The sequence below is a fragment of the Paraburkholderia suaedae genome (genome assembly GCF_040812055.1).
Classification (GTDB): Bacteria; Pseudomonadota; Gammaproteobacteria; order Burkholderiales; family Burkholderiaceae; genus Paraburkholderia.
Window position 1 is genome coordinate 75,259 of record NZ_JBFOAH010000027.1, and the last position, 20,239, is coordinate 95,497.

General features: G+C 65.0%; 18 protein-coding genes. 10 read left to right on the top strand and 8 right to left on the bottom strand.

The window, feature by feature from the left end; all coding sequences use genetic code 11:
* Positions 1–73 precede the first annotated feature (73 nt).
* Positions 74–1,099: a glycosyltransferase family 2 protein gene (locus tag ABQJ48_RS29330; RefSeq protein WP_367841455.1), complete on the bottom strand. Its 1,026-nt coding sequence runs from the start codon at positions 1,097–1,099 to the stop codon at positions 74–76.
* Positions 1,100–1,296: 197 nt separating this feature from the next.
* On the opposite strand from ABQJ48_RS29330, the gene ABQJ48_RS29335 reads away from it, so the two are divergent.
* Positions 1,297–2,376, top strand: coding sequence for a glycosyltransferase family 4 protein (locus ABQJ48_RS29335; RefSeq protein WP_367841456.1), 1,080 nt, complete (start codon positions 1,297–1,299; stop codon positions 2,374–2,376).
* A 212-nt stretch (positions 2,377–2,588) separates the two neighbouring features.
* Here the strand turns inward: ABQJ48_RS29335 and ABQJ48_RS29340 are convergent, their stop codons facing one another.
* The gene (locus ABQJ48_RS29340; RefSeq protein WP_367841457.1) at positions 2,589–3,887 is read right to left on the bottom strand and encodes an O-antigen ligase family protein; all 1,299 of its coding nucleotides are present in this window, start codon (positions 3,885–3,887) and stop codon (positions 2,589–2,591) included.
* Positions 3,888–4,266: 379 nt separating this feature from the next.
* On the opposite strand from ABQJ48_RS29340, the gene ABQJ48_RS29345 reads away from it, so the two are divergent.
* Complete coding sequence (locus tag ABQJ48_RS29345) at positions 4,267–5,112, top strand: glycosyltransferase family 2 protein (protein WP_367841458.1); 846 nt, start codon at positions 4,267–4,269, stop codon at positions 5,110–5,112.
* Positions 5,113–5,174: 62 nt separating this feature from the next.
* Here ABQJ48_RS29345 and ABQJ48_RS29350 read toward each other — a convergent pair whose 3' ends face one another.
* Positions 5,175–5,495, bottom strand: coding sequence for a hypothetical protein (locus ABQJ48_RS29350; RefSeq protein ID WP_367841459.1), 321 nt, complete (start codon positions 5,493–5,495; stop codon positions 5,175–5,177).
* Between the two features lie 169 nt (positions 5,496–5,664).
* Between ABQJ48_RS29350 and ABQJ48_RS29355 the strand changes: the two genes are divergently transcribed.
* Positions 5,665–6,588 carry a recombination-associated protein RdgC gene (locus ABQJ48_RS29355; RefSeq protein WP_367841460.1) on the top strand — a complete coding sequence of 308 codons (924 nt, stop codon included), beginning with the start codon at positions 5,665–5,667 and terminating at the stop codon, positions 6,586–6,588.
* A 766-nt stretch (positions 6,589–7,354) separates the two neighbouring features.
* Here ABQJ48_RS29355 and ABQJ48_RS29360 read toward each other — a convergent pair.
* The 3 genes from ABQJ48_RS29360 to ABQJ48_RS29370 all read right to left on the bottom strand — a co-directional run bounded on the left by ABQJ48_RS29360 (position 7,355) and on the right by ABQJ48_RS29370 (position 11,448).
* On the bottom strand, positions 7,355–8,563 hold the full coding sequence (locus ABQJ48_RS29360) for an MFS transporter (protein ID WP_367841461.1): 1,209 nt from the start codon (positions 8,561–8,563) through the stop codon (positions 7,355–7,357).
* A gap of 142 nt (positions 8,564–8,705) precedes the next feature.
* A complete protein-coding gene (locus tag ABQJ48_RS29365) occupies positions 8,706–9,179 on the bottom strand; it encodes a VOC family protein (RefSeq protein ID WP_367841462.1) in 474 nt (157 codons plus the stop codon).
* A gap of 604 nt (positions 9,180–9,783) precedes the next feature.
* On the bottom strand, positions 9,784–11,448 hold the full coding sequence (locus ABQJ48_RS29370) for an SH3 domain-containing C40 family peptidase (protein ID WP_367841463.1): 1,665 nt from the start codon (positions 11,446–11,448) through the stop codon (positions 9,784–9,786).
* A 244-nt stretch (positions 11,449–11,692) separates the two neighbouring features.
* Here ABQJ48_RS29370 and ABQJ48_RS29375 point away from each other — a divergent pair, with 244 nt between their 5' ends.
* The gene (locus ABQJ48_RS29375) at positions 11,693–12,118 is read left to right on the top strand and encodes a TOBE domain-containing protein (protein WP_367841464.1); all 426 of its coding nucleotides are present in this window, start codon (positions 11,693–11,695) and stop codon (positions 12,116–12,118) included.
* Between the two features lie 227 nt (positions 12,119–12,345).
* Positions 12,346–12,858: a GAF domain-containing protein gene (locus tag ABQJ48_RS29380; protein WP_367841465.1), complete on the top strand. Its 513-nt coding sequence runs from the start codon at positions 12,346–12,348 to the stop codon at positions 12,856–12,858.
* Positions 12,859–12,935: 77 nt separating this feature from the next.
* On the opposite strand, the gene ABQJ48_RS29385 is transcribed toward ABQJ48_RS29380, so the two are convergent.
* The gene (locus tag ABQJ48_RS29385) at positions 12,936–14,069 is read right to left on the bottom strand and encodes an extracellular catalytic domain type 1 short-chain-length polyhydroxyalkanoate depolymerase (protein WP_367841466.1); all 1,134 of its coding nucleotides are present in this window, start codon (positions 14,067–14,069) and stop codon (positions 12,936–12,938) included.
* Between the two features lie 92 nt (positions 14,070–14,161).
* Positions 14,162–14,587, bottom strand: coding sequence for a CopG family transcriptional regulator (locus ABQJ48_RS29390; RefSeq protein WP_367841467.1), 426 nt, complete (start codon positions 14,585–14,587; stop codon positions 14,162–14,164).
* Between the two features lie 461 nt (positions 14,588–15,048).
* Between ABQJ48_RS29390 and ABQJ48_RS29395 the strand changes: the two genes are divergently transcribed.
* The 5 genes from ABQJ48_RS29395 (at position 15,049) to ABQJ48_RS29415 (ending at position 20,197) form a co-directional block, all read left to right on the top strand.
* Positions 15,049–15,912 carry an ABC transporter permease gene (locus ABQJ48_RS29395; RefSeq protein ID WP_367841468.1) on the top strand — a complete coding sequence of 288 codons (864 nt, stop codon included), beginning with the start codon at positions 15,049–15,051 and terminating at the stop codon, positions 15,910–15,912.
* A 2-nt stretch (positions 15,913–15,914) separates the two neighbouring features.
* Entirely contained in the window at positions 15,915–16,967 is a 1,053-nt protein-coding gene (locus tag ABQJ48_RS29400) for an ABC transporter ATP-binding protein (protein ID WP_367841469.1), read from the top strand.
* Positions 16,968–16,981: 14 nt separating this feature from the next.
* The gene (locus ABQJ48_RS29405; protein WP_367841470.1) at positions 16,982–18,043 is read left to right on the top strand and encodes an extracellular solute-binding protein; all 1,062 of its coding nucleotides are present in this window, start codon (positions 16,982–16,984) and stop codon (positions 18,041–18,043) included.
* 3 nt (positions 18,044–18,046) lie between these two features.
* Positions 18,047–18,934, top strand: a complete 888-nt coding sequence (locus ABQJ48_RS29410) for an ABC transporter permease (protein ID WP_367841471.1) — start codon at positions 18,047–18,049, stop codon at positions 18,932–18,934.
* Between the two features lie 72 nt (positions 18,935–19,006).
* Positions 19,007–20,197: a M24 family metallopeptidase gene (locus tag ABQJ48_RS29415; RefSeq protein WP_367841472.1), complete on the top strand. Its 1,191-nt coding sequence runs from the start codon at positions 19,007–19,009 to the stop codon at positions 20,195–20,197.
* Positions 20,198–20,239: the final 42 nt, after the last annotated feature.

The window sequence follows — 20,239 nt, forward strand, 5'->3', positions numbered from 1 at the left end:
AGGCCGCGTCCGACCAAAGGTGCCAAGGCCCCGGGCATTGGCCGCTGATCACCCCGCACACCGTGGCGCGCGTTCAGCCCCGGTCCTTGCGAATCACCCGCTTGAGCCAGATCCCCGGCGCGTAGACCGCCGGACAACTCGCGTAGAGAAACATGCGCAAGCGCAGCCCGAGCTTCACACCTGCGCCGTGCGTCACCAGTCCAATCCGTTGCCCCACACTGCCCGCCTCAAACATTGCGTGGATGAACTGCTCACGTGCGAGCTTGGGCGCCATCGCCGCGCGCATGCGTTCGCCGATGCCGCCGATCTCGGCGTCGCGCTGCAATTGCGCGAGCTCCGCGAGCCCATACCGATTGCTTTGCCGCATCCGGGCGATCAGTTCGTCGACCGAGCGGTAGCGGCGTTTGCGCGATAGCCCGCCGCGCCGGTAGCGCACCAGCGGCTCGCGCAGGCTCACGGCGCCGCCCGACAGAATCGCGCGCAGCACCATGATCTGATCTTCGGCGGCGGCGCCCGGCAGCATCGGCCCGAAGCGCTCGAACAGCCGCCGCGACCACGTATGTGCCGCGCCGATGAGCCAGGGGCGGTTGGCCAGCCAGTCGTCGAACGTGCGGTAGGCATCCAGTTCGGTCGGGCTCAGCCGTTCGTGAACATGGCCGGCTTCGTCCATGTCGGCGAGGTCGGTGGCGATCAGGTCGGGACGGCGCTCGCGCGCGAGCCAGAGCTCGACCACCCGTTCGCAGCGCGTGGGCGCGGACATGTCGTCGCCGGCAGCGACGAACAGTAGTTCGCCCTGTGCCATCTGCGCAATGTGCGAGAGGTGCGCGCTGATCCCCAGGTTGGCCGTGTTGCGCCGCGCGATCACCCGGTGCGGACCGTTGTAGCCGGCAAGCGCCGCTTCAATGGCGGCGAAGGTGGCGTCGGTCGAGGCGTCGTCGGAGATGATGATTTCAAGCGGCTGGTACGTCTGCGCGAGCGCGCTGCGCACTGCGTCGCCGATCTGATCGGCCTGGTTGTACGCGATCAGCAGCAGCGTGACGAGCGGGCGCCCGGCGCTCGACGCGGCGGGAGAAGAGTGGGGCGGCAGGCTATCGGTCATGGAGGGCGGGCGGATGCGGTTGGGCTAGATTCTAACGGTGGCGCGGGGCGCCCCGCGAGACGCATCCTTTACAATTGCCGCTGTTTTCGTGAACCCGTCGCAAAACCAGCGGTGAACCGTCGCAAAGCCATCGATAAACCGGCCGCGCGCCGTTGCGCCGCGCATTTGCCGCATCAGCACTCACTGAGATCCGATCCTTGTCCGAGCCGATCCGCCGTCCACTCACCGATATTGCGCTGACCGCCCAGGCGCTGAAAAACAGCGGAGGCGCCGAGCGCTATACGCGCGATGTGATCGCCGGCTTGCATCGGATGGGGTTGCGGCCCACGCTGTTCGCCCGCGAAATCGATCGGGCGCTGCCTGAGGCAGCGTGGGTCGACGCGCAGCCGCTGAACGTGCGCTGGGCGCCGCGCAAGTTGCGTAATCTCGCGTTCGACTGGCGGCTCAAGCAGCGGCTCGAACGGCACCGGCCGGCCTGCGTGTTTTCGATCAATCACTGCACGCAGGCCGACGTCGCATTGTGCGGCGGCACGCATCCAGGCTCGCTCGAAGCCGCCGGCCGCAGCGCGCGGCGCAGCGACGAATGGCAGATCGACATGGAGCGGCGCGTCTACACGCACGCGCGCTCGATCGTCGCGCATTCGCAATTGATGAGCCGCGAGTTGCAGCGTTTTTATGGCGTGCCGGCGGGGCGTATCGACGTGCTCTATCCGCCCGTCGATACGGCGCGGTTCCAGCCGCTCACCGACGCGGCGCGCGCAGCCGTGCGCCGTCAGCTCGATCTGCCCGAAGACCGGGTGATCTTCCTCTTTTCGTCGACGAGTCATGAACGCAAAGGCTATCCGCTGCTCGAAGCATTCTTTGCGCGGACCACGCTGCCGGTGTGCCTCGTCGTCGCCGGGCGCCCAGTCCCCAGAACCGGCGACACGATTCGCTATGCCGGCTACAGCAAGGAGATCGAGAAACTTTTCTCGGCCGCCGACTTCACGGTGGTCGCGTCCGCGTATGAGCCGTTCGGGCTCGTGGGCGTCGAGTCGGTGATGTGCGGCACGCCGCTCGTGATCGCGGACAACGTCGGCTCGGCGGAGACCGTGACCGGTGCGGCGAAGATCGAGTTTTCGCGGGAGTCATTGGGAAGTTTCGAACGCGCCGTTGAGCACGCGGTCCAGCGCGTGCGCGACGGCGGTGCGCGGATCGCGAAGCCGCTCGACAGCCTCGTGTACGACCCGAGCGTCGATGCGCACGTCGCCGCGCTTTATGCGCTGTTCACGCGTTGAACTGGATGATGAGCGGGTACGCCAGCGGCGCTAGCGAACTCGTAGAGCGGACAGCGGCAAGCGGCAAGCGCCAGGAGGCCAGGCAGTAAAGCGGCAAGCCGCACAGTCGCACAGCGAACGTCTGCACATTGGTGCAACGTTGCCAGGGTCATGCAACGGCGCACGCCAGCACGGACCGATCTACGCAAGTGCAAACCCCCCGCGCCACCGCCTCAGGCCTTGACGTCTACCTCGCGGTGCGTCGCCTTCGACGCGTTCGCCTGCGTCATTTCCAGCAGTTCGCGCTTTCTCGCATCGACGACTGCCAGCAGCGTGGCGACCAGCAGCGCGAGCAGCACGGTGACCATGATTGGCACGAGCACGTCGATGGTGAGCCCGAAGATCACCGTGCTGGTGGCGACCGCGAGGCCTGAATACGAGGCCGCACGGATGGCCGGATCGAGCGAGCGCCGGTGCCGCCAGAAATAGACCGAGATGCCGTGATAGAAGAGCAGCAGGCAGATCACGCCGATCGCGCCCATCTCGGCGAGCGCCGAGAAGAAGTCGCTATGCGCGCGTTCGTTCACGATCTCCGGTTTCACTTCGCCGCGTTGTGCCATCAGCCGCAGTTCGTCGACCAGATGCCCTTTGCCGATCCCGTACACCGGGTGCCGCATGAAGATCAGCCGCGACGCGTTCCACAATTGCAGACGCAGCCCCACGGACGTGTAGTCCTCGCCCTTGTGCATCATCGACACGTCGGTCGACACCTGGGAGATGCGTCTGTGAATGCGCTCGGTCGACAGCAGCCCGCCGGCCACGACCACGATCGCGAGCGTCGCGATGAGCAGACGCTTCTTATGCACGAACCACTGGTACTGCATGCCGAGCAGCACCACGAACACCGGCACGGCCAGCCAGCCGCCGCGCGTGCCCGACAGATACGACGCGTAGCCGCCCGACGCAAGCGCCACGACGCGCGGCAGCAGCACTCGCCAGTCGCGCGGGTTGTCCCAGCCGAGCGTGAAGACCGACAGGAAGGCGAACAGCAGGGCGGTATCGCCGAACGGAATCGCGTTCGTGTAGGAATTGCTCAGACGGTTCGCATCGGTCCAGCCGCCCGCAGGCTGATTCACGATCGCCCACACGCCGACCGCGAGCGCGCCAGCCGCGCAACCCCAGCCGATGGTGCGCAGGTGACGCGACGGCAATTGCCGCAGCAGCAGGAACACCGGCAGCGCGAGCACGAAGCGCGACAGTGCGTCGAACTGTCGGGGCAACCAGTAGCCGAGCACCAGCTGTTGGACCCCGATCGCCACGACGAGGGCCAGCATGCCGATCGTGAACCAGCGGTACGTGCGCAGCGCCGAGAAATAGCCCGGCGTGCGGCGGTGAAGCACGGCGGCGCCCACCGCCAGCGCGAAAAGTGCGAAGAAGCAGTAACCGGTGCCGCCGCGCCACGTCAGATTGACGGCGGGCGCGAGAAACAGCAGGGCCGAGCTGAGCCAGAGCAGACTGGGAGCAAAAATCATAGGGCCACGATTCGTATGAACACTACCGTTCCGGTGGTGGAGTTGCCAGGGGAGCCGGACCATTGGGTGACATTTTCAAGACGGCAGAGCGCCCGCGATTATAACCGCGCGCCTGCTTGCAAAAGGCTTGCGGTCGGGCGCAGACGGCAACTGTCCGCCAGCGCGCGGCGATCGCGCAGCGGCGGCGCGCACTCGATCGTGCCACCTGCCGTCTCGACGACCGGACGATGGCTGCCGCATGCGCGAGCGCGCGGCGGCCCGCCTCCGGGACCCGAGCGCAAAGTTTGTCGCCCGGGCGGGCGGCGGTACAATCGCCGCGAAACTCATGACCGGCGCGCGGCGCGTGCCGCGCCCGCACGCTGCTCAACGGACCGCATCGATGTTCTCAATCATCATTCCGACCTGGAACAACCTGCCTTACCTGCGCCTCGTGATCGACAGCCTGCGGCGTCATTCCACGCACGCGCATCAGATCATCGTCCACGTCAACGACGGCTCGGACGGCACGCTCGCCTGGGTGCGCGACGAGGGCATCGAACATACGGCCTCGCCCGGCAACATCGGGATCTGCCATGCGGTCAATCTCGCGGCGGCGCGCGCCACGCGCGACTACATCGTCTACATGAACGACGACATGTACTGCTGCCCCGGCTGGGACGACGCGCTCGTCAAACGCCTCGCGCAGATGCCCGCCGACCAGCTGTTCATGCTGTCGGGCACGATGATCGAGCCGGTCGATTCGGGCAATCCCTGCGTGGTCGTGCAAAACTTCGGCCGCGACGTGCAGACGTTCCGCGCCGAGCAACTGGTCGCCGCCGCGCCTGGCCTCGTGCGCGCCGACTGGCGCGGCGCGACATGGCCACCTACGCTCGTGCATCGCGACTGGTGGCACAAGGTGGGTGGCTACAGCAGCGAGCTGAGTCCGGGCATGAGCAGCGACAACGACTTCTCGATGAAACTGTGGGACGCTGGCTGCCGCGTGTTCCTCGGCGTCGGTGACAGTCTGGTCTACCACTTCCAGCAAAAGAGCACCGGCAAGGTCGTCAAGAACGACGGGCGTCGCCAGTTCCTCAACAAGTGGGGTATGACGCAGGCCACTTTCGATCGCTACTACCTGCGCCGGGGTACTGCTGTCGATGGAGCGGTGGCGGTCAGTGAGCCCGAGCGCAACGGGCGTCTGCGGCGCGCGCTGCTGAAGTCGCGGATCAAGCGCGCGTTTGGCTGAGCGATCGGGGTGTTTAAGCGCGCCGCCCAGGTTAGCGCCGCAGCCGGGCTAAACGCCGCCCCTCACACCCCGCCCGTCACCAGCGGCAGCACCGTCAAGTCCGGATGCGTGCCGTCCACGATGCTGCGTCCCACATGCACGGCTTCGTAGACTGCCTCCTCTTCGCCGGCGAAGCTCTCCTCGCCGTCGGCATGAAACGGCACAGCATGGCCGGGGATGGCCGGGTCGGCGCCCGGGTGGCAGACATAGCCGCGATAGGTGTAGCGGTTATCCGCCGCGGCTGAAGGGTTCGCGGGGTCCGGTGCATTTTTGGGGAAGGGCGACACGTGAATCTCGAAGCCCTCGTATTCCACCATTTCCCAGCGTGCGGTTTCATCGGCCATGGCCGCCTCCGTCCTGGTCGTCTCTATCAAAAAGTCTAGGTGATTTGCGCGTAAAGCGCGCCCCTGAACGGATAGGACAAAACCATAACGGCTCGATCGCGCGCACCCAGGCACCCCACGCGCGTTCGTCAGATAGAATGACGCGCTTTGCCCGGAAACGACCTCGCCCATGTGGTTCAAAAACCTTCAGTTGCACCGTCTTCCCGCTCCGTGGTCCGTCACACCCGAACAGATGCAGAAGTGGCTCGCGCCGCACGCGTTTGCGCCCGGCAACAGCGTCGAAATGCAAAGCCAGGGGTGGGCATCGCCGCGCGATAACGACTCGCTGGTGTACGCGCTCAATGGCCAGATGCTGCTGGTGTTTCGTACCGAAAAGAAGCTGCTGCCGGCGTCGGTTGTCACTCAGGTGACCAAGGCGCGCGCGCTCGAACTCGAGGACCAGCAGGGCTTCAAACCCGGCCGCAAGCAGATGCGCGAACTCAAGGAGCAGGTCACCGACGAACTGCTGCCGCGCGCGTTCAGCATTCGCCGCGACACGCGCGTGTGGATCGACTGCAAGCATGGCTGGCTCGTGATCGATGCGGCCTCGCAAACGGTCGCCGACGAAGTGCGCGGCCTGCTGGTGAAGTCGATCGATCAGTTGCCGCTCGGCACCGTGCGCGTCGCGCAGTCGCCGGTCGCGGCGATGACGCAATGGCTGCGCTCGGGCGAAGGTCCGGCGGGCTTCACGCTCGACCAGGACACCGAGTTGCGCTCTCCCACCGAGGGCAATGCCACCGTACGCTACGTCGGACATACTTTGGACACCGAAGATATGCGCCGCCATATCGAAGGCGGCAAGCAATGCATGCGTCTCGCGATGACATGGAACGACCGCGTCTCGTTCGTGCTGACGCCTTCGCTGACGATCAAGCGCATCGCGCCGCTTGACGTACTGAAAGAAGCGAGCGACCCGAGCGCGCAGAACGACGATGAACGCTTCGATTCGGACGTCGCACTGATGACCGCCGAACTCGATCGCATGCTGACGGACCTGCTCGACGCGTTGGGCGGCGAGCAGGGTGAGGCGATACCGCAAGCTGCGGCGGCGTGAGTTGTCGTTGATGTTCGCTGCGAACCGGCGCGGTGCAACGGCGGCACGCCGCAGTTCTGCGCGGTTCTGTTTTATCGAACCGGATGGGCGCCTGTTTGAATGCGGTTGATTATACGTGCCTGCCGTCGCATACGAAAAGCCGCACGTAAAATGCCGCCCGTGACTTTGGCACGATGAAGCGCACACGGCCGCGTGGATAGGCGAGCGGTGGCTTCCCCGCGCATAGCTGCGCCTCGCAGCAGGAGTTCGGCACGAGGCGGCGCGGCGGCTCGGTCCGGATGGCGCGGGCTTGCGGTGCGCAGGAGGATGCACTTGCGGCAGCAATGGCCGAAGCCGGGCGCCATGCGTCGGCGGCGCGGGACGCGTACTCCGCCTTCGCATCGAGCGGGCTGCCGGATGGGGGGGACCAGCCCGGCGCCCGGCCTGCCCAACTTCGGCGTTGCAGTGAAAACGGCAATCGCATCAACGGCTTGCGTGTTTCGGCCGGTAGTTATGCACAGATTTGTGCCCAGTTTCTGTTGATAACTTCCGTGCGCCATACCACACATGAATGAACCACTGCGTTCGATATGGGCGGCGTATGCGGATTCCATCAGCAACTGCTGAAGGGCTCCCGGACGCGTTGGCGATGCCCGCTTACTGCGGTATCGATTATCGAAGTCGCCGGCACCAGTCCGTACAGCGCGAAGCTTCGAATCGCTCGCGAACTTTTGTTGGATCAAACACGTGCCGATCGATCGCGGCGCTCACCGAGCCGAATCAGGCGTCATTCGCCAAGCGCCAGCGCACGTCGGCACCGCATCAGCATCGCGCCGATCGGCACGGCCACGCCGATGCCGCCCATCGCGACCGAGAGCGTCACGATCAGCGACCCTGTTTGCGTGCGCGCGGAGAATAGCGTGACCAGCAAGCCGGCGAGCGGCTGCGTCATGTTGTTGAGCAGTATGACCACACCCGTGGTCTTGCCGTAGTCCGCCGGCGGAATGATGCGCTGACGCGCGCCGCGGATATACACGTTGAACATCTTGTCGAAGCCGACGATCAATAGAAAGCCCACCGCATAGCCCCAAGGCGCCGCACTCGCGCCGGCGATCACGCCGCCCGCGCAGATGGCCGCGAAGGCTACCCGGCCGAGCACGCGGGCCGGCCATGCAGTGCGGGCGATCGTCAATAGAATCAGCACCGTGGCGACGGCGCCGGCCGTTTGCAGGCCGGCATAGTAGTGGTTCGATTGCGCGTGATAGCCCGTCACCATGGCGGCGGACGTGGCGAGCGTCACGCCGATCACGAGGTTTTCCGCGGCGGCGAGCAGGACGACCTGTTTCAGACCCGGCAGCACCAGCACATGGCGTAGGGCTATCCGTAACGGCAAGCTCCAGTGGCCCGCCATCTCGGGCGGCGGAGTGCCGGCACTGAACCGGCTGGTGCGCTGCCACAGCAGCAAGGCGCCATCGGCGGTGAGAAACAGTGCGCCGGTGAGGCCGACCACCCATTGCCAGCGCCACCAGCCGAGCAGCAGCGCCGCGAGCATCGGACCGAGAACGAAGCCCAACTGGTCGGCCAGTTGCGAGTACGCGAGCACGCGCTGAAACTGCTGCGTGCTGAAGATTTGCGGCAGCATGACTTCGCGCGCCACCAGCCCCTGGCTCGTGAGCATGCCGCACGCCGCCGACAGCGCGATCAGCCAGCCGATTCCGCCGAACAGCGCATACGCGACCATGCCGCCGAAACATGCAAGCGCACGCACCGTCTGACTGATCCTCATCAGCCTGAGCGGCGAGAGGCGATCGCACAATGCGCCGAAGAACGGGAAGACCAGATAGCGCGGCAGCGTTTCGATGAAGAACGCCAGACCCGACCACGAGACCTGACGTGTAGTCTGGAATACGACGAGGGGGACAAGAAACAGCAGGATCTGATCGGCGAGACGCGCGATGAACAACGAGCAGAAAAACGCCTGATGGTTGACTCGCACTATTGATGATCTCGCCGATCGTGGGTCGAAGCCGATCGTATCAGAGATGCGCCGTCGCGGTGTCGCGGTGTCGCGGCTTGAGCGCGGCGATACCGCGACACGCTGCGCGGCGCGAGGCAGGGACAAAGGCTCGCAGCGCGGGCTACCCGTCGCACTTCATCGTGGCCATCGCCTGCTGGATTTCCTCGGCGCTCAGGTCGCGCTTGTGTGTGGCGAGCGACCAACGATGACCGAACGGGTCTTTCAGCTGGCCGTAGCGATCGCCCCAGAACATGTCGGAGACGGGCAGCAGCACGGTCGCGCCAGCATCGACGGCCTGTTTGAAACTGGCGTCCACGTCGGGTACATAGTGGTGAATCATGACGGGGGTGCCCTTTAGCGTGTTCGGACCGAACGTCTGATGTTCGGGCCATTCGTCGGTCAGCATCAGCATCGAATCGCCGATCTTCAGGCAGGCGTGCATCACCTTGCCGTCCGGCCCCGGCAGGCGGACCTGCTCGACGGCGTTGAAGGCTTTCGTGTAGAAGGCGATGGCATCGGCGGCGTTGGCGCAAATCAGATAAGGCGTGAGCGAGTGCATCCCCTCGGGGATCGGTTTGACGGCGTCGCTGGGCATGACTGTGTCTCCTTGAAGTAACGGGTCGGTGAGATGAAAGACCGGCTGCGTGAGCCAGGTTTTCAACATTACGACGAGTCCGTGACCGCTGGATCGACACTCCGGGAAAAATATTTTTTGGGGCGTTGTGGGAGTGCTCGAAATGCCGGGTGCGGTGGGGGCGTGTGCACTCGCAGCGTGGGTGGCTGGAAGCGGAGTGCGAGTTGGCAGATGTTCTGACGCGCGGAAGCGCGAAACGCATTGCGGACCGCGGAGTGGGGAGTGGAGTGTGCCGAACGCCGAACGCCGAACGCCGAACGCCGAACGCCGAACGCCGAACGCCGAACGCCAAACGCCAAACGCCGAACGCCGAACGCCGAACGCCAAACGCCAAACGCCAAACGCCAAACGCCAAACGCCAAACGCCAAACGCCAAACGCCAAACGCCAAACGCCAAACGCCAAACGCCAAACGCCGAAACCCGAGCGGAAACGTCAAGCGCCGAGTGCGGAGCGCCCGGCAGGATTCCGAGCGCCAACTGCAACGTGCACGATGCGGGCCGGAAATGCGGTCGGGCCGCGCTCCAGGCGACAGCCGCAGCGGTCCACCCGCGCACCGGCCTGCTTCAACCCGCCGGGTTGTCCTCGTCGGGTGGCACGGCGGCAGGCGCTGCCGGGACGCCGCCCGGCGCGCCGAGAATGCTTATCTGGAAAGTCCGGGTAGCTGCCAGCGATTGCAGCGACGGGTCCTCGGGAATGTGCGCGAACAGCGGCAGGATCACCGAGCCGCCGATGACCGCGCGCCGCCCGTTGTCGGCGGGTCGCAGGCCCCACACGTCCTGATAGACGACCGGGACCGTGACGCCGTCGCGGGTCGTGTTGCCGATGTACAGCATCACATGGCCGCCGATGTAGACCAGCGTGCGCAGCGGTTCCCCGTGCCGCGCGAGATAGTCGAGCCGCTGCGCCGGCGTGGACGTGGACAGGTCGATCATGCGCCCGGCGCTCATCTGCGTCGACGAATGACGCGGCAGCCACACGCCGAACACTGCGAACAGGCTTTGCAACTCCGACGAGCAGTCGTTGTAGAGCCCGCTGTTACCCCAGCCATAGGGGCGGCCGATCAGCGCTTTCATCAGCATCGCCAGATGGCGCGGCGTTGCGGCGAGCGGCATCGTCGCGATTTGCGTGTCGCTCAGCGTCGCGGTGCGGATCACCGCGCGGCCGTCCGGATCGCGGGCAGGAACGAGGACCGTGCGCCGCGCGGAGGTGTCGTCCACGGCGCTTGGCTGGTCCGGGACGGCGGCCGCTGCCACGTGCCGCGCAGCGTTTGCCGCGGCGATGGACGGCTGCGGTGCGACGGCTGGCGACGCAGGCACCAGCGGCAGCATCGTGCCGGCCGGCGCGCCGAAGCGGAACGCGCCACTGCTGTCGCGCACCGGCGCGGACGCGACCGTCACTGCCCCCAGCGATTCGCCGGCAGCCGCGCGCCATGCGTCGACGAAGCGGCCGTCGGCCAGCGCGACGCCGTCGCTGCGCACCCAGCCCTGGACGTCGGGCGTCTGCACGTAATGCCACGCGCCGTCGACGCTGCTGCCGAGCACATACAGCGGCGTGCCCGGGCGCACGGCGGAGATTTGCAGGTTATCGAACGGATAGCCTTCGCCCGCCAGACGATGGTCGTAGAACGATGGATCGGTCGTCGGCAGTTCACGCACCATCAGGTTGCCGGTGGCGATCGCGCGGGCTTGCGGCCGATAAACTGGCGTCTGCGTGAACTGCTCGACGTTCATGTTGCGCTCGACCGCGTCGATCCATGCCTTGTCGTGCGGGCGGAAATTCTCACCGTAGCCGAGCGCGGCGCCTTGCTTGCCCGTGTTGTCGAACCGGTCGATGCGGCGCTGCTGCAGCGCGGCGATGTCCGCGCCTTGCTCTCGATAAACGCGTTGCGTCACGTAGGTGGAATTCCACGGCGACGGCGCATTTGCGCCGGTGCCGAAGTAGCGCGCGAAGAGCAGGTCGAACTGAGCCCGCTGCTCGCCCGGACTGAGGAACGGCTGATCGTAGGCGGGGCTGCCGGGTAGAAGCCAGTGATCGACGTTCTGGTCGTAGTGTTCGAGGGGGAATAACGCGATGGTGTCGATGAACGCGTGCGCCTGCCTATGCGCATCGGGAGCGGGCGGGGGGCTGCTGCAGGCGGCGAGGATTGCAGCGACGCTGCACAGCGCGGCGGCTCGGCAAGCGCCCAGGCGTGAATCGGCAAGGCGGCGGGACAGGACGGCAACAGACATAGCGTTCGGCAGAGTGGGTCCAAGGGCATGATGATACGGCGTCCCGAAGTCCTGCGACGCGTTCTGCGGAGTCGTTCGCGCGCCGCGCTGTGCATGCCTATGCGCAGAATATGTGTTCTCATGTGGATTGAGATCGTGCATCGCGCGCGGCAAGCAGGCCCGATTGCAGCGGCCGCGTGTTTCGTTACACTCGTCCGAGACCCCAGCGTTAATGCGGGACGGCACAGTCAGCCAGGAGTAGCCCATGCAAACCAGCGCGCGCAATCAATTCGCCGGCGAAGTGACGGAAGTCAAAGACGGCGCAGTGAACGACGAAGTCACGCTGCGTACCGAGCAAGGCCTCACGATCATCGCGGTCATCACGCACGGCAGCGCGGCGTCGCTCGGTCTTGTTGCCGGCCGGAAGGCGTTCGCGCTGATCAAGGCGTCGTCGGTGATCCTGATGGTCGATGTCGCGACAAGCCAGGTGTCGGCGCGCAACTGCATCGCCGGTACCGTGTCGGCCGTGACGAAGGGCGCGGTGAATTCGGAAGTGATCGTCAGCGCGGGCAGCGCGCAGATCGCGGCGATCATCACGAATGAGAGCGTCGATCGCCTCGGCCTCGCGAGTGGCAAAGCGGCAATGGCGATCTTCAAGGCGTCGAGTGTCATTATCGGCGTGGATGATTGAAGAGGTACGGTCGGGTCGGCTGGCTTGAGCCGCGTTGATCTTTGCTGTGCGAGGTGCAGAAAGCGGCATGGCGCGACAGGACTCGAGATGCCATGCCCGCGCTGGCCTACGGCACAGCACCGCCCAGCACAGCACAGCACAGCACCGTGCGGCCTCGACTCAGCGTGCGCTTGCTTTAAACTGCACGCGTTGCTGTTTCTCCTGCCGCTCTCACCACGGACGCCGTCATGTTCGAAGTCGCCCCTGCCTCGCATTTGTCCAAACCCGCGCAATACGAAGAACTCGTCGCCCAGGCGCGCTCGCTGCTCGCGGGCGAACCCGACTGGATCGCGAACGCCGCCAATTTTTCCGCTTTATTGTTTCATTCGCTGAGCGAGCTCAACTGGGCCGGGTTCTATTTTTACGACGGCCGCGAACTTGTCGTCGGACCGTTCCAGGGCAAGCCTGCATGCGTGCGCATTCCGCTAGGCAAGGGCGTCTGCGGGACGGCCGCGCAGACGCGGCTCACGCAGGTCGTGCACGACGTGAACGCGTTTCCCGGTCATATCGCGTGCGATTCGGCATCGCAATCGGAAATCGTCGTACCGCTCGTTGCCCCGGACGGCACGCTGATCGGCGTATGGGACGTCGACAGCCCGGTCCTCGCGCGCTTCGACGCGCAAGACGCGAAAGGGATCGAGGCGTTGTGCGCGGTTTTCATCGAAGCGGCGTTGCCGCGAGGTGCTGCGCCGGCGGCTTGATGGTTGCTTGATGGTCGCTTGATCGTTGTCAGCGGAGCAGGTCGCGTTGCGCACCTTGCTTGTTGACCCACCACCGCTCAGTCCACCAACGGATGAGCGAGAAAGAATCGCAGCATTTCCGCGCTCGCATCGGGTCCCGTCGGGTCGGTATACGAGCCGCGCTGACTGCCGCCGGCCCACGCGTGCCCCGCGCCGTGGATCAGCCAGTACTCCGCTTCGATACCGTTGGCCGCCACGCGCCGTTGCAACGTAGCGCCGCGTCCTTGTTCCGACGCCCGGGCCGCCGTGGCCGGGGCATCGACGGTGGTACTGCCGGCATCGAAGGATGCGACGAGATCGGTCGCGTTCGACGGATGGACCGTCGCATCCGCATCGCCATGGAACACGATCAGCGGACGTCGCGGCGCGCCGCGCGCGGGCTTGCGCCGCGGCTTGCCGCCCTTCATCGCGGCGAGGGCCGAGGGCAGGTCCTTCGCGCAGCCGTGGGCAAGGCCCGAATGCACGCAAGCGGCCGCGTACAGATCGGGCGACGTGTTCAGCATGACATCCGCCATCGCGCCCCCCGCCGACAGTCCGGCCACATAGACTCGCCGGGCATCGACGCGATAGTGCGTCATCACCTCGCGCGTGATGCCCTCGATCATCGAAGGTTCTCCAAGGCCGCGCTGCTGATCGCCCGGCTTGAACCAGTTCCAGCACTTCGAATGATTGGCCGCTTGCGCCTGGTTCGGATACACGACGATAAAGCCGTGACGCTCGGCCATTTCGTTCATGCGTGTGCCGGCCGCGAAGTCATCGGCGTTCTGGGTGCAGCCGTGCAACATCACGATCAGCGGCAACGGCTCGTTGTTGTAGACCGCCGGCACATATAGCTTGTATTGACGCTGGCCCGCACGGTTGCTGAAGGTGTGCGTGCTGAAGGCCCCGGGAGTCGCGGCGTCGAACGCACGCGGGGCAGGGGTGTGCGGCTTCGCTTGCGCATGAGTTTGCGTTCGTACGTCAGCTTCGGCTTGAAGATCGGACCATGCTTTTGTCCAATTGCTCGCCGTGGGCGGGGTGTGCGGTATCGGCGGCGTGCGCGCGTGGCCCGCTTGTGCGTCGGCCCCGTTGAGCGCGCGCTGGACCACGGCGGTTGCTTCGGCGGGACCCTTCGTGCGCAGCAGATGGAAGGCGTCTTTCATCGACTGCAGAAAATCTTCGTTCATTTTCATGATGGTTGGCGTTGGTTGGCGTTGGGTTGCCCGGCGGCAGGGGCGAGCGACTGAAGCCGCCGGTTGCGTCGTTTGACGACTGGAACGGAGCGCTATCTGATGCGCCCGGCGAGCGCCGCCTTCACCGCCGGCGACGCGTGAAAAGCGCCGAGCACCACGACCGATGCAATCGTTGCTGCGGCGAGTTCAGCGGGCACATCGGCGGCGATGCTGGCGAGGCCGAGGACGTGAATGTCGAGTTGTTCATGTGCGGCTTGGGCGGCCTCCAGGTCTTGCCGCGAGAAGTGCTGCAAGCCGAGCACCATCGCTCGCCGCGTCACCGTTTCGGTGACCACCTGCGCGTGCACCGAAAGCTGATTGCGGATCGCCGTGCGAATCATGTCGGTACGGTTTGAGTAAAAGCCTTCTTCGACCAGCAGGTCGATCTGCCCGAGGTCGATGGGACCCAGGTTGATGGTGATTTTTTCGGTGTCGCCGCCCTTTGGGCGCGAACTGTCGACGAGGCTAAGTTTGGGCATTGGAGCTCCGTTTTCATCCATCGGCCATCCACAAAACATCTGGCTGGATGGTATGCATCCGTTTTACGCGCGTCTTTCCGCGGAGTCAATCGGCAAATTGAGGGCCGGAGAGGCCTCGATGTGCGCAGAGCCCTGCACCCGATGCCACTGCGCGTCGACGAGCGCACACGTGCGTCGAAGGCCGCCCAATCACCTCCCTCACGTCAGCATTGCCAGCGACTGCCGCACCGCGGCTACTCCTTCGTCTTGTTCCTGGTCTGCCAACAACCCGCGTAAACCCCGACCCTCCCTCGAGCTCCCACCGCTTTGCGCCTTTTTTTGTTCATGCTATCGTGAATCGAATTTCGCAACGCTATGCAAATTTGCATTGCAAGCGAGTGCAGCGCAGGCGCCAAGGAAGGCTGAGGCCGCGGCGCCATTGAACACATTCCAACGTGTGATCCCGACCAGGAGAAAGCGCGGTGACGCAGGTTCCGATCGACGATAGCAGCATCGTTTTTGCGCACGCCTTAGCCCGCCCACGTCTGTCCCTGGCGAAATGGCTCGTCACGGCGGGCGTGGCGCTCGTCTACCTGTTCATGTTGAGCCCGCTGATCTTCGTGATCTGGCTGAGCTTCTTCAAGGACGCAATCATTACGTTCCCGCCGTCCGGCTACACGCTGTCGTGGTACGTCAACGCATGGCGTAATGAGGCGTTCGCGAACGGCTTCGTGCTGTCGCTGAAGCTCGCCGCCGGCGCGGCCATCGGCGGCGTGGTGCTCGGTGTTGCGGCATCGCTCGCGCTGGCGCGCTACCGGTTGCCAGGGCGGCGCCTCGTCAGCAACACGCTGCTGCTTCCATTGGTCGTGCCGGGTATCGTTGCCGGCATTGCCACTTATCTGTTCTATCTGCGCGCCGAGAATGCACTCGACACCGACATCGTCGGCACGTTCGGTGGCCTGCTGCTCGCGCATATCTGCCTGACGATCCCGTGGACGATCCGGCTCGTCACCGCGAGCCTCGGTCAGATCGACACCACCGTCGAGGAAGCCGCGCGCAATCTCGGCGCCGGCCCGTTGCGCACGCTGTGGCGCGTCACGTTGCCGATGCTGCGGCCGGCGATCGTCGCCTCCACGCTGTTCGGCTTCATCGTCTCGTTCGAAAACCTCGAGATGACCTTGCCGCTCGTCGGCCCCGGCAAGACGACCTTGCCCATTGCGATCATGCAGTACCTCGAATTCAATCTCGACCCAACCATTGCGGCGGTATCGGCCGCGCAGATCGTGCTGCTTGGCATCGTGATGCTGATCACCGATCGTTTCGTGAAGCTCGGCAAGGTGATCTGATCATGGCTCAGGTATCCCTGCGCAATCTGCGCAAGCAGTACGGTGCGACGACCGCGGTCGCCGACGTGTCGTTCGATATCGCCGAGGGCGAACTGGTCGCGTTTCTAGGACCGAGTGGCTGCGGCAAGACGACGACGCTGCGCATGGTCGCGGGTTTCGTCGAGCCAAGTGACGGCGAAATCTGGATCGGCAACACCGAGGTCTCGCGGCTTGCGCCCGACAAGCGCAATACCGGCATGGTGTTTCAACGCTACGCGCTGTTTCCGCACATGACCGTTGCGCAGAACGTCGCGTTCGGTCTGGAAATGCGGCGCGTCCCCAAAGCGGAGCGTGACACGCGCATCAGCGAGGCCCTCGACATGGTGCGGCTGACGTCGCTCGCCGAACGCTATCCGCGGCAGCTATCCGGCGGGCAGCAGCAACGCGTCGCGGTTGCGCGCGCGCTCGCGATTCGTCCGGACGTGTTTCTGCTCGACGAGCCGTTGTCGAACCTCGACGCGAAGTTGCGCGTCGAAGTTCGCGAAGAGATTCGCGCACTCCAGCAACGACTCGGTCTCACGACGATCTTCGTCACGCACGATCAGGAAGAAGCGCTCGCCATGGCAGACCGGGTGGCCGTCATGCACGACGGACGGGTGCAGCAGATCGGCAGCGCGGACGACCTGTACGAGCGGCCCGCGAATCCGTTCGTCGCGAGTTTTCTGGGCCGCATGAATTTCCTCGCGGGCCACGTCGACAACGGCCAGTTCATCACGGCGAATGGCGAACAGATCAAAGTCAATGCCGCCGCGCCGGGTGCGAGGACGCTCGGCATCCGTCCCGAGCGCCTGCGTCTTGCCGCCGCGCCCGAGCACGGCGAAGTGTCGATTCGGGTCAGACTCGCCAACCGGATCTATCTCGGCGCGACCGTCGAATTGCGCCTCACGAGCGAGCGCGGCCAGAGCCTCGTCGCGCTCCTGCCGAACACGGCGCATGCGGGCGCGGGCGGCTGGTCGCCGGGCGACACGCTGCACGCCTGTTTCAGAACCGAAGACTGCCTGCTTTTTCCCGCCTGAAGGACCTTAAAAACATGAGCAATCCCATCACGCGCCGCACCTTTCTCAAAGCTGCTTCCGGTCTGCTCGTCGCTCCGTCGCTCGGATTCGATCCGCGCGCGGCGCTCGCGGCCGACGCTTGCCCCGACGTCGTCGTCGGCACATGGGGCGGCGATTATCTGAACCTGCTCGACAAGAACATCGGCAAGCCGATCATCGAGGTGGCTGGCGGACGAGTCACTTACGACTCGGCGGACCAGATTGGTCGCATGACGAAGCTGCGCGCGGAAAAAATGTCGCGTCACGGTTCGCTCGATGTCGCCTGTCTCGCCGACATCGACATGTTCGACGTCAACCGTTCAGGCGTGCTCGAACCGCTCGACACGAAGCTAGTGCCGAACTCGGCACGCACCATCGAAGCGCTGCGTCGTCCGTATTCGATTCCGCACATCTTCAGTGCGATGGTGATCGTCTACAACCCGGAGAAGTTTCAGGCCAAGCCCGACTCGCTGGCGGTCGCGCTCGATCCGAAACTGAAGGGACGGGTGGGCTTTTCCGACATTCTGTACAACTTCAACGTGCTGCAGTCATCGCTCGCGGCGGGCCAACACAATGGCGACACGGCGGCCGGCATCCAGTTTCTGCGCGAGGTGCGCAAACAGCAGCCGAAGGTGTATCCGTCGAACGAAGCCGTCGCGGCGGCACTGAAAAGCGGCGAGATCTGGCTCACCTGCATGTGGAAAGCCCGCGCGTTGCAGTGGAAGAAGGGCGGCGTGCCGGTCGACTACGCGTTTCCGAAGGAAGGCGGCGTGCCGGTCACGTTCGAGGCGGCCGTGCCGAAGAATGCACCATCGCGTGCATGCGGTTTCAACTATCTGAACGCGATGCTCGATCCGCGCGCGCAGATGGGCTTCGCCGAAACGATGGGCTATGCGCCGACCGTCACAGGTGCATCCTTGCCGCCGACGCTGCAACAGAGCGTCGGCTTCACGAATGCCGAACTCGATCGCCTCGTCAAAGTCGACTACGCGCGTTTCACCGCGGAAAAGCCGGCGCTGCTCGACTTCTGGAACAAGGAATTCAAGCCGGGGCTTTGAACCATGACGACGAGTGCAATGAACGCCGCGCCGCGACGCCGAGAGTTCGCTGCAGGCCTGCTCGCTTCGCCCGCCATGCTGGTCGTGATATTCGTGATCGTGCTGCCGGGCGTGCAACTGGTGCGCTACAGCTTCAATCATTTCGACTCGGTCCAGATGATGCAGGCCGCGTTGACGCTCGAGAACTACGTCCAGTTTCTGACCGATCCGTACTATCACGCGGTGCTGTGGACCACGATCAAGGTGGCCGCGCTGTGCACCGCGCTCTCGCTCGTGCTCGGCTTTCCAGTCGCGTATGTACTGGCTAAAACGCAGAGCCGCTTCAAAAGCCAGCTGGTGATGCTGCTGGTGTTTCCGCTGCTGGTCGGTAACGTGGTGCGCGCGGCCGGATGGATGGTCATGCTCGGCAACGCGGGCTTCGTCAATGCGATGCTGATCGCGCTCGGCGTGGTCGACCAGCCGGTGCGGTTGCTCTATACGCCGTTCGCGGTGATGGCGGGCACCACTGCCGTGGTGCTGCCCTACATGATCCTGACTTTGCAGAGCGTGCTCGAAGGCCTCGATTTCTCGATCGAGGAAGCCGCACGCAATCTCGGCGCGAGCTTCGCTCAGACGCTCGCGCGCGTCGTGCTGCCGATCGCGGCGCCTGGCGTCGCCGCCGGCACGATGCTCGTGTTCATTCTGTGCATGAATGCGTACGCGACACCGGTTCTGCTCGGCGGCACCGGCATCACCATGATGACGCCGGCGATCTACGACCAGATCGCCAAGGCGAACAACTGGCCTTTCGGGGCCGTGCTGTCACTCGTATCGATGGCCGTCACCTTTGCGCTTGCGCTGTTATCGAACTGGATCATCCAGCGCCGCTACGCGAAGACGATGATGACCTGAACTGGCAGGGCGCGCCGCGGGCTGATCGGTGGGATGCGCCTCTCTTCAAATCGCTATCTGAAGGAATCACCGATGCCGATCCTCACTGAACAGACTCGCGCTTATCGCCTGCGCCTGATGCAAACGCTGATGGAACGTCAGCGGGTCGATGCGCTGATATTCACGTCCGCCGACTTTTTCCAGTGGGCGACCAATTTCCATGTCGACGTGCAGACCTGGGAGCGGCCGATCGCGGTCTGTGTGCCGCTGTCGGGCGAGCCGTTTGCGATCATGAACGAGCTGTCGACGCATCACGCGATGATGGCGCGCGAACGCGGGCATCTGTGGCTCGACGACATCTCGTACTACTCCGAGCATCCGCGTGTGGTCGAGCGTCAGCCGCTGCTCGCCGAAGTTCCCGAGCTGATCGCCGCGCGGGTGCGTGCCGCCGGGCTTGGCGCCTCGCGAATCGGCGTCGAGGCAAGCAGCGGTCCGCTTGGCCGTGCGGCGTCGCTGTTGCCCGATGCGAAGTTCCTGCCGATGCTCGCCGAACTGCGCTCGTTGCGCTGGGTCAAGCACGCGGAAGAGATCGCGATCATGCGGGCGGCCGCGAGCCTCGCCGATTGGGTGCAGGACCGCTATCGCGAGAACATCCGGCCCGGGCGGCTCGTCCAGGAACTCGACTACCAGATGGCTACGCTGATGGTGACCGAGGGCGCGCGCCGCTTTCCTGGCGAGAACCTCGAAGTGATGCGCTGCTGGACCTTGTCCGGGCCCGCGTCGGCGTCACCTCATGGCGACGGCGCCTCGTGCGGCGCACAGATCAAGGCCGGCGATGGTCTCGTGAACATCGTCATTCCGCGTTTGAACGGTCTCGTGATCGAGAACGAGCGCACCTGGTTCTGCGGCAAGCCCAGCACCGAGCAGGCGCGTTTTCATGAGGTCGCGCGCGCGGCCAACGAGGCGGCCGTTGCGGCGGCGATCACCGGCCAGCCGGTTTCAGGAATCGACGCGGCCGCGCAAGCGGTGATCGAACAGGCCGGTTGCGCGAAGTACATCCGGCATCGCACGGGGCACGGCATGGGCATCATCGGTCACGAGTATCCGGACGACATGGCGTTCAACCACCGCCCGCTGCTCGACAACGAGGTCTATTCGGCGGAGCCCGGCATCTATGTGTACGGTCTCGGCGGCTTCCGGCTCGACGACTCGGTCGTGACCGGCCCGACCCCCGAGCTGCTGACCAGGACGCCGCGCACGCTCGCGCATGCGACCATCGAGTGAGTCGCGCATCTCACGATACCCTTGAACGTTGGAGAACACCCG

Excerpts from the sequence above, each read along its gene's own strand:
- ABQJ48_RS29330 (WP_367841455.1), bottom strand. The coding sequence starts at position 1,099 with ATGACCGATAGCCTGCCGCCCCACTCTTCTCCCGCCGCGTCGAGCGCC.
- ABQJ48_RS29340 (WP_367841457.1), bottom strand. The coding sequence starts at position 3,887 with ATGATTTTTGCTCCCAGTCTGCTCTGGCTCAGCTCGGCCCTGCTGTTT.
- ABQJ48_RS29345 (WP_367841458.1), top strand. The coding sequence starts at position 4,267 with ATGTTCTCAATCATCATTCCGACCTGGAACAACCTGCCTTACCTGCGC.
- ABQJ48_RS29350 (WP_367841459.1), bottom strand. The coding sequence starts at position 5,495 with ATGGCCGATGAAACCGCACGCTGGGAAATGGTGGAATACGAGGGCTTC.
- ABQJ48_RS29355 (WP_367841460.1), top strand. The coding sequence starts at position 5,665 with ATGTGGTTCAAAAACCTTCAGTTGCACCGTCTTCCCGCTCCGTGGTCC.
- ABQJ48_RS29365 (WP_367841462.1), bottom strand. The coding sequence starts at position 9,179 with ATGCCCAGCGACGCCGTCAAACCGATCCCCGAGGGGATGCACTCGCTC.
- ABQJ48_RS29370 (WP_367841463.1), bottom strand. The coding sequence starts at position 11,448 with ATGTCTGTTGCCGTCCTGTCCCGCCGCCTTGCCGATTCACGCCTGGGC.
- ABQJ48_RS29375 (WP_367841464.1), top strand. The coding sequence starts at position 11,693 with ATGCAAACCAGCGCGCGCAATCAATTCGCCGGCGAAGTGACGGAAGTC.
- ABQJ48_RS29380 (WP_367841465.1), top strand. The coding sequence starts at position 12,346 with ATGTTCGAAGTCGCCCCTGCCTCGCATTTGTCCAAACCCGCGCAATAC.
- ABQJ48_RS29385 (WP_367841466.1), bottom strand. The coding sequence starts at position 14,069 with ATGAAAATGAACGAAGATTTTCTGCAGTCGATGAAAGACGCCTTCCAT.
- ABQJ48_RS29390 (WP_367841467.1), bottom strand. The coding sequence starts at position 14,587 with ATGCCCAAACTTAGCCTCGTCGACAGTTCGCGCCCAAAGGGCGGCGAC.
- ABQJ48_RS29400 (WP_367841469.1), top strand. The coding sequence starts at position 15,915 with ATGGCTCAGGTATCCCTGCGCAATCTGCGCAAGCAGTACGGTGCGACG.
- ABQJ48_RS29405 (WP_367841470.1), top strand. The coding sequence starts at position 16,982 with ATGAGCAATCCCATCACGCGCCGCACCTTTCTCAAAGCTGCTTCCGGT.
- ABQJ48_RS29410 (WP_367841471.1), top strand. The coding sequence starts at position 18,047 with ATGACGACGAGTGCAATGAACGCCGCGCCGCGACGCCGAGAGTTCGCT.
- ABQJ48_RS29415 (WP_367841472.1), top strand. The coding sequence starts at position 19,007 with ATGCCGATCCTCACTGAACAGACTCGCGCTTATCGCCTGCGCCTGATG.